Source organism: bacterium (genome assembly GCA_040754625.1).
Lineage (GTDB): Bacteria > JACRDZ01 > JAQUKH01 > JAQUKH01 > JAQUKH01 > JAQUKH01.
Genome location: JBFMCF010000033.1, coordinates 30069 through 43221 on the forward strand (window position 1 = coordinate 30069; position 13153 = coordinate 43221).

Annotated in this window: 11 protein-coding genes and 2 tRNA genes; all 13 read right to left on the reverse strand. The window is 41.2% G+C overall.

The window, feature by feature from the left end; all coding sequences use genetic code 11:
• Positions 1-33: 33 nt before the first annotated feature.
• Positions 34-156 (reverse strand): hypothetical protein, encoded by a 123-nt coding sequence (locus AB1498_02525; GenBank protein MEW6087158.1) that lies wholly within the window; start codon positions 154-156, stop codon positions 34-36.
• A 70-nt stretch (positions 157-226) separates the two neighbouring features.
• Complete coding sequence (locus tag AB1498_02530) at positions 227-1498, reverse strand: DEAD/DEAH box helicase (GenBank protein ID MEW6087159.1); 1272 nt, start codon at positions 1496-1498, stop codon at positions 227-229.
• 144 nt (positions 1499-1642) lie between these two features.
• The gene (locus AB1498_02535; GenBank protein MEW6087160.1) at positions 1643-3580 is read right to left on the reverse strand and encodes a hypothetical protein; all 1938 of its coding nucleotides are present in this window, start codon (positions 3578-3580) and stop codon (positions 1643-1645) included.
• Between the two features lie 215 nt (positions 3581-3795).
• Entirely contained in the window at positions 3796-4107 is a 312-nt protein-coding gene (locus AB1498_02540; protein ID MEW6087161.1) for a hypothetical protein, read from the reverse strand.
• Positions 4108-4138: 31 nt separating this feature from the next.
• Positions 4139-4876: a hypothetical protein gene (locus AB1498_02545; GenBank protein MEW6087162.1), complete on the reverse strand. Its 738-nt coding sequence runs from the start codon at positions 4874-4876 to the stop codon at positions 4139-4141.
• A 40-nt stretch (positions 4877-4916) separates the two neighbouring features.
• Positions 4917-4993, reverse strand: a tRNA-His gene (locus tag AB1498_02550).
• Between the two features lie 114 nt (positions 4994-5107).
• Positions 5108-5185, reverse strand: a tRNA-Pro gene (locus tag AB1498_02555).
• 148 nt (positions 5186-5333) lie between these two features.
• Positions 5334-6785 (reverse strand): radical SAM protein, encoded by a 1452-nt coding sequence (locus AB1498_02560; GenBank protein ID MEW6087163.1) that lies wholly within the window; start codon positions 6783-6785, stop codon positions 5334-5336.
• An 89-nt stretch (positions 6786-6874) separates the two neighbouring features.
• Entirely contained in the window at positions 6875-7702 is an 828-nt protein-coding gene (locus tag AB1498_02565) for an outer membrane lipoprotein-sorting protein (protein MEW6087164.1), read from the reverse strand.
• Entirely contained in the window at positions 7699-10056 is a 2358-nt protein-coding gene (locus AB1498_02570) for an FtsX-like permease family protein (protein ID MEW6087165.1), read from the reverse strand. The genes AB1498_02565 and AB1498_02570 overlap by 4 nt, the downstream gene beginning before the upstream one ends.
• A gap of 45 nt (positions 10057-10101) precedes the next feature.
• Positions 10102-11253, reverse strand: coding sequence for an AAA family ATPase (locus AB1498_02575; GenBank protein ID MEW6087166.1), 1152 nt, complete (start codon positions 11251-11253; stop codon positions 10102-10104).
• A 121-nt stretch (positions 11254-11374) separates the two neighbouring features.
• Positions 11375-12334, reverse strand: coding sequence for a M28 family peptidase (locus tag AB1498_02580; protein MEW6087167.1), 960 nt, complete (start codon positions 12332-12334; stop codon positions 11375-11377).
• Positions 12331-13128, reverse strand: coding sequence for an alpha/beta fold hydrolase (locus AB1498_02585; GenBank protein ID MEW6087168.1), 798 nt, complete (start codon positions 13126-13128; stop codon positions 12331-12333). Before AB1498_02585 ends, AB1498_02580 begins: the two co-directional genes overlap by 4 nt.
• Between the last annotated feature and the right edge of the window lie 25 nt (positions 13129-13153).

Genomic DNA, 13153 nt, shown 5'->3' on the forward strand with positions numbered 1-13153 from the left:
TGTCAATTAAAATATTGTTATAGTGCTCTGGCACTAGTCTTCACCTATCCTAAAAACAGTTTCCACACCGATTATGCTGAAAAACAGGTCGGTATTGCTGACCTTTTCAACCGGTTTTACTTCTTTTAACACTATCGGCATAAAAATACCGACCATAAGCCTACGAATGGATGAAATCAGCACAATGGTTAAAATTCTATATCCTAAAAGCCATTTTATGATTCTTTTACCACGGCCTGGGTTTCCTGTTTGTTTTCCTGGCCCCGTATTTGTTAGCCGGAGCATTATACCCTGAACGATGGCTAAAACCCTGATACTTTTTGCGGTGAGAATAACGCGATGAAACAGGCGGTTTCGGCATGGAGATAAATTGTTCAGCCGTGATCCCCGGGTGTGAAGATTTAGGGATTGTCGTTCTTATTATTTTTTCAATGTTTTGCACGTCCCTTCCCTGTTCGGGAGTCGCAAAGGAAATAGCATGGCCTTCCCGGCCGGCCCTCCCCGTGCGGCCAATCCTGTGAACATAGTTCTCCAGATCATCCGGTAAATCATAATTAATGACAAGCTCAATCCCTCTTACATCAATCCCTCTTGCCGCGATATCCGTCGCGACCAAAATACGGTATTTGCCGATTTTAAAACCATATAAAGCCTCTTTCCGCTGGAACTGGGACCTGTCCGAATGTATTTCCGCCGCGGGATATCCCATATGCCTTAAAAGCCGGGTAACTTTCTGCGCTCCAATTTTCGTCCTCACAAACATAAGGACCGAACCGGTATATTGTTTAAGCAGTTCGCCTAAAAGTTTGCCTTTTAAATCATTTTTGACAATGAACATTTCCTGCGAAATAAGTTCAGCCGCGGTACCCTCAGGCGCGATTTCCGTGCGCACGGGCATGTGCATGCATGTTGACGCGATTTTTACGATACCCGGCGGCATTGTGGCTGAGAAAAGCATGGTCTGCCGGTCAGACGGAATAAGTTTAATAATTCGTTCAATCTGCGGGGCAAAGCCCATATCAAACATCCTGTCTGCTTCATCAAGCACGAGGATAGACACATCATCAAGCCGTATATGTTTCTGGCCCACATGGTCAATCAGCCTGCCCGGGGTGGCAATAATAATCCTGGGGTTATGTCTTAAAGACTGTGTCTGTAAATACATGGATTCCCCGCCTATAAGCACTGTTGTTTTCATCTTGAATATCGGGGTAAGTTTTGAAATGGCCTCGTTTACCTGTAAAGCAAGTTCACGGGTAGGAACAACCACAAGCCCCCGGCCCTGTTTCTGGGTAAGGCGCTGGACCATCGGTATGCCAAAAGCGAGTGTCTTGCCTGTGCCTGTCTGCGCGATACCCATAACATCCTTGCCTTCAATAGCAATTGGTATTGCTTTGTGCTGGATTGGCGTTGGAATTTTAAATTTCAGCCTGTCAAGCACATCAAGAAGCCCCGGCGCTATACCAAGGCCGTAAAAAGTATTTTGAGTTGAATTCATTTTTGCCTTTCTTTTTTTTTAATTGTATTATAACACATAAAAGGAATAAAATTTTAAAATACTGCTTTCAGGGAAAATAGTAAAAAAGGCAGGGCTGACTTGCCTTGCCTTTTAAACAATATTACTATTTCTATGTTATTTCTTTTATTTTTTCCGCATATCATGAGGCACAATAATGCTCAAAACCGCACTGCTTGAATTGTTCGACGAATCGGCCGCGGTTACGGTAATTGTGTATTCCCTGCCGCTGCCGTTTCCTGAACGTTCGGCTCGGAGATCCAGATAAATGTTTCCGTTTTCATCTATCACAGGCTCAGTCCAATCCGGGGCCATGTCGCCGTCACCCAGGCCGTTTATCGGTTCGTTGCTTGTAACTACAGCCGTCAAAGTCACGGGCAGGCCGCTGTTGTCTCCCGCGTTTGCCCTGATAGTAATTTCAGTCATCATATGATTAGGCGGCCACAGAATGGTCTTATCGGGCACGGGAGATAAAGTGGGGGCCGTGCTGTCAATTATATTAACAACGATATTACCCGTTACATCAAGATTTATACCATCATTAACACTCAGGGTCAGTGTATGGGTGCCAAGGCTTAAACCGTATAATAAATATTCCGGTAAAGCAACAGGGGCACCTCCATAAATGGCTTGAATACTTCCGCTAAAAATCAAATTACCTCCCTCCAGCCATTTATAGGTAACCAAATCACCATCAAAATCAGAAATCTGGCCGCCGAGGGAAACCACACTTCCTATTTCATACGTTCCCGCGCCTACCGGGGCCGCGTGAGGAGATGAATTTTCTACAGTTAATATCATCTCCTCGGCAGTAACAGCCTGGCCGTCGCTGACTTCCAGTGTGAGAATATGCTGACCAACAGAGAACGGAGAAATTGTGCCAAGGTCCAGATAAGCCTCGCCATTGGCCCCGACATCCTGCGATGGGCAAAGTTCGGTTGTTCCCTCCAGCCATCTATAAGTAAGATGGTCATTATCGATATCACTGGCAGTGCCGTGTATGACTGTTACATTCTGATCCTCGCCGGCAATAGCCAGATTATCGCCCGCGTTGGCGGACGGGGCAGTATTGTGCCTCATGGGATTTGCTATCGCTATTCCCGCAGGCGCAGGTCCAATATTATCAATTCTTTGCATTAGGATAAGGGCTGAATTCCATATGGTTAAGTTTCTTTGCGTACATCCGCCGGTAACAAATACAAAACCTGTTGATTCATCAATAGCAATACCCATACCGCCATGGCCCATATCGACAATTGTTTCGACACCTGTTGCAAGATCAATCTTGCTCAGGCGGGTATTGCTTGGGCCGGGTACCACCGGACCGTATCCATCCGGAGCAGTGGTATATAAAAAACCTCTTACCCTGTCAACAGCAAGACCAACACATGGAAGGCTTGGCCTGATTCTCCCCACCTCAGCTAACGTGTCCCGATCGAACACTCCCACATACGACCCTTGGCCGTGCGTCCCCTGCCCTGACGGATCAGGCTGTCCCCAAGGACTATGCGCAATATAGAGCCGTCTGTTTATTTCATCCGTTACAATTCCAAATCCACCTTGAGCGGTACTCTGGAGAAAAGACGGACTTCCGGGCCTTTGTGTCATGGTTTTGGCAACAGGATCCAAGTTAAGAGTACCTAATTGAGGAACCGGCCGGCCAAACCTGTTACACGAATAAACAATATTAGTGGAATCATCTATATCAACACCGTCAAAAATAACGGAAGCATTTACGGTCCCGGCTAACAGCTTTGTTTGCGCGTCTACAATGGCAAAACCTGGATTGCCGCTCATTTCATAAGTAACAATCAGTACTCTGTCATTCTCATCAACGGCTAAACCGCTTGTCCCAGTCATTGGCTGCGGGACAGTGAAAGGAAATTGAGGTTGAAGCACTAAACCGCTTGTGGAGTCAAGATCATAAGCCGCCAATATGCCGTTGTTTTGATCTGTAATCAAGTATACCTGTCTGGCGCTTGCTGTTTGCAGTTGAGCAATAGAAACGATAAATAATGTAAAAAAGAAAATCGTGAATAAACTATTTTTAATTTTTCTAATCATTCACCATTCCTCCCTTTTTGTTTATCTATAGTTGTCTTATAGATAACTTGCTTACGGTTCACACTCACAAAGTTATTATAACTGCCTCCTTTCTCCATTGCCCCTCAAATTATTATTTTTTCAATATTTCAATATTTGTTTATTAACTTAAATTCGGGTGAAAAAAATTATATCACCTTTATTTTTTTAATTCCATGTTTTCTTTTTTTTGTTTTCTATTTTTGACCATGGCCGGGGAAAAATCCAGGCAGGCGGTCAAGGCAGGATTTCATATCAATGCCTTTTTCCAAAACGCCTTTCCACAAATCGCCTTTTTCACTTATTCGTTTATAAATCGTTTTTATTGTATAATCAAGAGGGCTCAAATCTTTTTTGTGGAGGTATGAAAGTTCAAGGGGGCGTTCTTTTGATGCGGAATATAATTCAACAGGTATGTTCACAAGACCAAAGGACACAAGTCCGGACCATATTGAATGGAATTTTTCAGTCATGCTTAAGATTATCACAAAAGCGGCATCTTCCGGCAATTGCCGTTTTCTACTTTTTTCTGACTTTTTTCTACTTCGACACCAACTTTTCCTGGGCTTCAATCCAGAGCACATCGCCAACTTCCTGCTTTACGAACTCATACGTGATTGTGTCATACGCGGCAATCGCCGAATCCTTCACGAGGAAAATACCACCCCCTGGCTGCTGCAAGTCGTCACTGTATCCAACAATCAGATTGCTGTGAGTGGAACCAACGGCTACAGGGTATCCTTCGGCAAGCACTATTTTAATTCCCCAAAGCTGCTCGTCCGTCAAACCTTTTTGTGCCTTCCATGAATTGATCCAGTACACTTTAAGCCCGATCGTCCGGACCTCCCTGGCTCGCCCCATCGCTTGTTCAGAGGGTCTTAAATTAGGATTGAAGTGATCTTGATATGGCATGTCCGCATCGAAGCAAATACCATACCGTTCATAACCCCTTATCAGGTCGTAGAAGAACTGCCCGCGGTCCTCTGTCTGGTTGCCAATCACCTGGTTGCAGGCCCAGTTCAAGTACTCGATGCTCAGGGTAACCCCTCGTTGAAAATACCTGGAGACCGCAAATTCCAGCGCGCCCGCGGCCGCGAAGACCGAACAGGTTTTGCGCCCGCCCTGGCTGCGCGGCTTAAGCTGCCATTGTGTCAGCCTCTCCCGCAGATCTACCTGCTTTGGCAGAACCACTCTTTTGATCGTCTCATCCGCGCGCGCACATTCTGCCAGTGTGGCAGTAAAAATTAGAGCCAGGAGAAGTTTGGTAATACGGTACATAAACAACACTCCGCCGTCCGCCGTCCGCCTCAGGCGGACATGGGGTGGCTGACGGGATTCGAACCCGCGGCAACAAGATCCACAATCTTGTACTCTAACCAGCTGAGCTACAGCCACCGTTGTTTGAAAATAGAAAATCGAAATTAGACCGCAATCGAAATTCCAAATCTAATTTCTATTTTCGATTCTCGATTGCTCTGTTTTTTGCCCCGATTAATCGGGGCAAAAAACTGGTCGGGGCGCTCAGATTCGAACTGAGGACCCCCTGCGCCCAAGGCAGGTGCGCTAGCCAAACTGCGCTACGCCCCGAAATAATAAAATATATATTGTAACAAAAATTAATATTTCCGTCAATTTATTTTCTGCCAGTTGTCAAGTCAATATGGTAAAATCTTCAAAACTCTTCTGTTTTTTAAGAGAGGATTTACAATACGGGGATCAATTTTTAATATTCACATTATAAGTTCAGCGAATTATGTATAAACCGACGGACATCATCTTTAGTTAACCAATAAAGCCGCCCGCCTATTAATTCACGCATTATTTGCGGAATATTTTTAAGATAAAACGACATTAACAATTTTTTCTTTCTCCTGATTAAATCTGACCTGGTAAAGTCCTTCGTTTCAAATACCGGGCGGGAGAGCAAATCAATCTCAGGCTGAAATCCATCTTCTATAATTTTCATATTTATCAAATCGCTGTACAGTTTTGTCCCGGGATAAGGAATTGCATAACTTGCAATAATAAAACTAAGAGGCAATCTATTAATAAAATTCACTGTCTCTTTAAAATATTTTTCATTTTCACCCGGCATCCCAAGTATCAAAAAACCTCCAACTGGAATTTGCTCCTGATGAAAACACTGCACGGCGCGAATTATTTGATCCGTGGATGTGTTTTTTTTCATAACTGTATTTCTTATATATTCGCTTCCGCTCTCAATAGCAAGACACACACTGGCGCAGCCCGATCTTTTCATCAACCGTACAAGTTCAATGTCTATTCCTCTGACTGATATGCCGTTTGGGGTATTCCAACGGATATTGTATTTTCGCCGGATTATCTCTTCACATAACTGTTTTACCCTGTCACCCCTGAGTAAAAAATTATCATCCATAATATATATGTGTTCGGCTTTATACTTATTTACCATTCCATCAATTTCAGCCAGTATATTTTCCACACTCCTGAAACGCCATCCCACTCCATGCACCATCCACATATTGCAAAATGAACACAGGTTAGGACAAGAACGGCTTGTTAATAAGGACAAACTTGGACGGTTTCCCAGCCCGTATAATCTCAGGTTATTATTCATATATTTCTCAATAGGGACCATATCCCTGGCCGGAAAAGGCAAAGAATCCAAATCTTTAATAAAATTTTTCTTGGAATTCTCCATGATTTTATTGCCATCCCTGTAAATTAAACCATCTATGCTGTTTAATGCGGGGGATTTCGAAGATATATAAGATAAAAGGTCAATCAATGAATTTTCAGATTCCCCTATCAATCCGTAATCAATAGCATCACAACCTGAAACAGACTTGGTTTTGTAAACCGAAACAAAAAGCCCGCCTATAACAGTTACAATATCGGGATCAATTCTTTTAGTTAATGAAAAAATATCATATGCCTCCTGTTTACTGGAAGCATAATGGCATGAAACACCCAGAACATCAGGTTTAAAAGACATTATTTTATTCTTGATAACATCTTCCGGAACACTGTATAAAAAGAGCCCATTTTCTTTTTTTATGGGGGATTCGAGTGTAAGGTCATAAATTATGACTTCATGGCCATGTTTCCGCAGATTCGCACCAAGATATAAAACACCAAGCAACTCTGTTTTATAAGTTTTGGGATTTAAAGACTTAAACGGCGATACCAATAAAAGTATTTTCATTTTTTTAAAAAATTCCCCGCCAATCCTGTTTTTCGCAGCACAATAATACTTTAATGCCCTGCATTAGTCAAGCGAAATTCAGGCCAAAATCACTTCCCCCTCTTTAAAAACCTTATAGTAAATATTTCATCGTCAAGCGGTTCATCAATGGTAATTTTCTTGTTTTCAATAATAGTTTTATGGCCCGTGGCAATTGTAAGCATTTCACGGTGGTTCCAGTAGTATGAATTTTTATATTTTTTCAAACCGGAATTCACCAATATCTTTATCAATTCATTATTTTTATTATAAAGCTCCTGCTTTAAAATAACATATTTGCCTTCGTCAACCCACGCGATAATCTTCCCGTAACCGGATTCTTTCTTAAGGCGGTCCGAAACCGGAATGGAATTTATAATCGTACATTCCGTCCCCTGAAACTTTTCTTTTCCTGTAATTGTATATTCGTATTCCTCGGGCCTCGGGGTAATTATATCCTCGTAATAAAAATCCGTCCCCATATACTGGCTCCCGCGGCTGCTTGGAGGAATTCTCCGGACAGTATGGTATGCCGGGACATATATCCACTGGTCATCCTCGCCCGAGATATTTTCAATTGTCAAAACCCCGCTTTTATCAAGATCGGGCGGTGAATGGAAAACAAAAAGGCGCATATCATCTTTTTGTGTCTTCTTTTTATTATAAAATGTTCCTGTGCGCAGCCACTGCCTGCCGTCTTTATCAACAAGGGTCATCTCAATTTCCTGGACCTCTGTATCCGGCCTGAATTGGTCAACTACTCTCTGCATAATTTCACGCGGGGTTAAATTTTCATCTGAAAATATTTTTTTGGAACCAGGAACCAAAAATACCAAACATAAAATTAAAACCGCTTCTGAAATTCTGGCTCCTGACTCCTGACTCTTGATTTTTTTCATTCAATTATTCTCACTTTCAATGCCTTTTGTATATCAAGGTTGAATGCGTATTTTAAGCCCGGGATTATACTTAAAGGGCCGAGAAACAACAGGGGAAAGATTCCTTTCATGAAATCGAAAACATAAAAGTAATTTTCTATATCAAACCATGCATTGCTCATAATTTGATTAAGATAAATTGAAATAACAAAAGCTAACGGAACGGAAACAGCCCCTCCCATCACGGTTAAAGCAAGCGCTTCCGAAAAAATGCTTTTTGCGATATGCCGGTTATCATAACCAATGGCCTTTAACGCCGCGTATTCACCCTCCCTCTCCATTATTCCCATGTTTGAGCTTGTAAAAATAAAAAGAAGCGCGACAAAAACACTGACCCCTATCGCGATATTGACAATACCCGTAATTTCTCGGACAAGTTTAAGAAAATCCTCCACAAGTGTTTCTCTCTTTGTGATTTTTCCGACAAAAGTAAATTTATGAATCTTATCCAGCAATTCACCGGGAACAGGCTGGATTGAATTAATCATTATGCCTGTTGCCTCGTCGGGAAATTCGAGAATTTCTCTCGCTTTATAAAAATCAATCACAGATTCCCCCTGGCTCACATCCGATTTTATTCCGCATACTGTGAAAGAATATATTTTTTTCTTGATTTTTAAATCAACTGCATCCCCGGTTTCAACTTTTAATTTCCTGGCAAGATCGCTGTTTAAAATAATTTCATTCTTTGCTTCGACCTTCCTTCCTTTTGTTATCGGGAAAACCTGGACACTGGATGGAAACCTGATTGCCAGAAGTCCGGTCCCTTCAAAATGGCCCTCCTTCCCCACCTCAGCATAATATCTGAAATATGGTTCTATTAAATTCACCCCTTCAATTTTTTTTATTTCTTCGTAATCCTCAAAGTAAACAGGATAAAGAAAATCCACAACCATAGACCATTTTTGCTTGTCAAAACGGCTTGTAATTGTCGACTCAAGCGAGGACATGCTCATCATATACGAAATTGCAACGCCGATAGAAAGAGCGATAGAAGATATTGTCGCGAAGGAAAGGTATCTTTTTCTTAAAATATTCCTTATCCCGAGCTTGCACCCTATTGTTAATCCGGATGTCATGCCGGATAATTTATTAAACAGCGCCTTCCCGACCCCCGCTTCCCTTTTCACTATGGGATGCATAATATCATGAGGGCTAAGCCTTAAAAGCCCATAAACAGGAATAAACGACGCTATTGTGCTTGTGGATAGACCGAAAATGATTCCTTTTAAAATACTTGAAAAAAACGTGCGGTTGTAAACAAGAATCAACCCGTGCGCGTTTGCAAAAATATATGTAAACGCGTTCCGTAAAATATATAAGAAAGGAATCCCGAAAATAATACCCAAAATCCCAAGCAGGACACCGCCTAAACAATATGAAAGTAAAATATCGCGGGAGTGGTAACCTATCGCAAGGACCGCCCCGATTTCTTTCCGTTCATGGATTATCAGCCTGCTGAAATTAATAAGCGCTATAATAAAAGAAAGTGACCCAAGAACCAGTACTATCGCGGGCACATAAACCTTAAACGCGAGCAAATCCAACTCGAGATATTTATAGGCAAAATGGTCTTTATAAGGCATAATTTTTTCAATATTTACGGCCCCTTCCAGCCTTTCGAGAACAGCCTTCTCGGCTTCTTTATGATTAACACCCGGCTTAAATTTAAAAATCAAATCATTTACCATGGTGAAACCGATGTTTTCACTTACCCGTTTCAATGACGTGAAAATCACCCCGAGCGAACCTTTCTCAGGCAGGTAATATTCCGGATTCGCGGTAATCGTCACATATTCCGGATTAATCCCAAAACCGGTTATCTTGTTAATATACTCTTTTTCGCCCACTTTAACTTTAATGATATCGCCCGGCCTAAGATTATAAAAATCCCTTAATGTTTTTTCCGCGACAACCTCGTTGATATCGTCCCGGGAAGGGAACCTTCCTTCAATTAATTGTATCTTATTCACCTCCGGTTCCGGGTTTTCAAGAAACACCATATGGGAAACTATTTTTTTCCCTCCCGGAAGGGACATAATTCCCGGGAAAATTAATCTTCTTTCAACCTTTTCCACACCCGGGATACCTGAAAGGTCGGGAAGGTTATGAATATCCTCAGGTATAAAATGAACCTCCAGGTCGGCAAAATTAAGGTCGCTAAAAATTTTATCGCGGGTGTACATAAGGCTTTTCAGGGCCATATCCACGCCGCTGTAAATTCCGATACCGCACGCGATAGTCAAAGCAATACTTATTGCGTGGAGCTTCATCTTAATAAGGTTACGGAAAATTTTCAGGTTAATTTTTTTCATGTATTTTTGCCAGCCAATCATATCGGATTAGAAGCGGAGCGGTTATTACACCTGCCACTCTCCATTCCACAACCTCTTAATAAAATCCTGATAAGGGATAATGATGATGCCTTGATCAGTTTCTCGCGCGGTCTGTTCAAGAGATACAACAATAAGATGTTTTACTTCAGGATGCTCCACTTTAAACTGAATTAAACCTTTTAAGTCGTCACTGGTAACTTTTGATTTTCCTTTAGCCTCTATAGCAGTGTGCGCGTTACCAAGAATAAAATCAACTTCCACCCCTGTGGAAAGCCGCCAATAGGATATATCATAATATTTTTCACTGTATCTGCTATGTATGTATAGTTCGTTAAATATCCAATTCTCAAATGCTTTACCAAATAATTCGGAACCTTTCCGGATTTCTCCCCTGCCTGCAAGATTGTTAACAACTCCTACATCGTGAAAATAAAATTTAGGCGCTTGTATAATACGCCTTTTAGGTTTTAATGTATATGCGGGTAAAAAGGTACCTATCAGGGTATCAACAAGTATTCCGTAATGGTCTCTTGCCGTTGTTACCGCTACACCGCATTCCCTGGCTATATTTGAGAGATTAATTATCTCCGTATCGCTAATGGCGGATATGCGCAAAAAATCTGAGAAAATTGGAAGGTTTCGGATAAGGCCTTCCTGCAAAACTTCTTCACGCAGATAATCATCCACGTAGCTTCGAATAGCTTGCGCTGGTGATGGGTTATCATAATGATTCGGCAAAGGCCCTGCATTAAGCATACGCTCCAAATTAAAGTCTTCACCTATTTCTTTGCTTGCTAACCCCATGAGTTCATAGCGAACCGCCCTGCCGCCTAAAAGATTGGCATGCCCTTTTTTTACTTTGCGCGCACTTGAACCGCATAAGACAAAGATACGCTTCTGTTCCTGGATAAGGTAATGAATTTCATCAAGCAGTACAGGCGCCTTTTGTATTTCATCAACAACTACAATCTGAGAATGAGGAAGCGCTCTTATTTGTTCCCTGAAAAGAGCGGGTTCTTTTAAATACTTTATTAAAACATCGCTCATCAAAAGGTCAATACGAAAAGCATTAGGGTAGGTTTGCTTTAACAATGTGGTTTTTCCGGTTTGTCTTGGCCCCCACAAAAACAAGCTATTTATTGGATCCTTAGGTAGGTTTAACAGCCTTTTATACATTATATTTCCTCCACACTATAAATACATGTATTTATATTCCAATGGGATAAATATAACCAATTTTAAATTAAATGTCAATAGTTATTATTTTTATATTTATTTGTAAAAAACATAACAGAGGTTATATATTTACCACTGCCCAGTAAACCCCTCTCACAACTTCAGTCATTTTATCAAAATCCAGGGTTTCAATCGTATCAGTTGTAAAATGATAATTAGGGTTTCTGTAAAATGACGTATCTGTAATCATCACTGCCTTATATCCATACCGCCAATAATTTAGATGGTCTGAAAAGTCAATACCCGGTAAAGAGGACGGGGCGGACAATGATTGGACATCAATATTTGATCCCTGTATCATGTATTTTTTGATCTTTTTAATAATTTTACCCTGTCCGTATTTTCCAACAACAGCAATAAAATTCGCTTTATCCGGATAAAACCATTTTAAGAAAAAAACGGGATATTGCTGGGACTTTGGCTTTTCTGAAAAGTAACCGAGCATCTCAAGGCTTATCATGACCTTAACTTTAACTTTTAAATCCACCAGCGATTTCGCGTGAACAGAGCTTCCCATGAATTCAGTCCTGAAAAAAGGAGGCTCTTCCAAGCTGTAAGCAACGAGGTCTATCCGGTTCTTCATATCCGGTTTAAGCTCATTTATGAGCCTTGCTATTTCCAATAATCCCGCTACCCCGCTTGCGTTATCGTCCGCTCCGGGCTGCTCCCCGCAAACATCATAATGCGCACCAATAATAATCCGTTCCGAATCCATCGGCCCGAATGAACAGATTATATTTTTGTATTCTTTGTCACCAGCTTTATATTTTTGAATTTCCACATTACCGCTGAGCTTTTGAAATTGGTCATAAATATAGCCGGCCGCCTTATTTAAAGATTCAATGTTTTCATAATTCCTGGCGGGCTTGGTTGAAGTTATTTCTTTTACATCAGAATATAACCTTTCTTTTTTGACCGGTATATCAGATTTAATATTTGAATTATCCATTGAATTTGAATTAGTAAAACAACAACTTGTTAAAGATAAATTTAAAAATAACACAAAAATAAAATTTTTCATTTAGTATTTCCACTAACAAAACTCATTATATCTTTCCAATCCGGCGGTTTCATTACCATCGGCCAGTCATTATGCCCGGCGCCTTTAATTATCCACATTTTCTTGCCACAGGATAATGTTTTATATAATTCCACGGCATGTTTTACCGGTATAACATCATCCTGTTCAGTCCCTATTATAGCAACCCTGCCTTGAAAAGACCTCAAATTATCGATGTTATTATATTTATCTTTCATAAACCATTTAACCGGAAGTAATGAAAAATGAGACCTGGCAACTGCAAGCAGCGTATCCCACGGTGTAACTAAAACTATTCCATTAATCTTAACTGATCCATCACTTACAAAATCCGACACCACACCGCACCCCAAAGATTCTCCTAAAAGAAATAACGGTTCCCCGAATTTTTCATAAGCTTGCCGTATGGTTTCTTTTGCGTCCCTCACAAACGACTTCTCACTTAATTTCCCCGCGCGCCCGCCATACGCCGGATATTCGGCAAGTATAACTTTATATCCAAGCGGTTCCAGAAAATTAATGTAATAGCCCCTGTGAACCGCAGAGCCCGCGTTCCCGTGAAAAACAATAACTACACCCTTCTTATTCTTAACTTCATTGGCGCTGGCCAGGCCTCTGTAATCTTTTTCAGAAGGCCAGAATTTTAAACCGCTTGCGTTCAGCTCATCATCCGTCAAGGCGCCTGGATAATATAACAATTTACGCTGGAGGCCGCATCCTGAAAATAGGATAACCGGTATTGTCAGCAAAAATATATATTTTAAAACTGTTAACATAAACATTTCCTGCTAATTCGTTCAG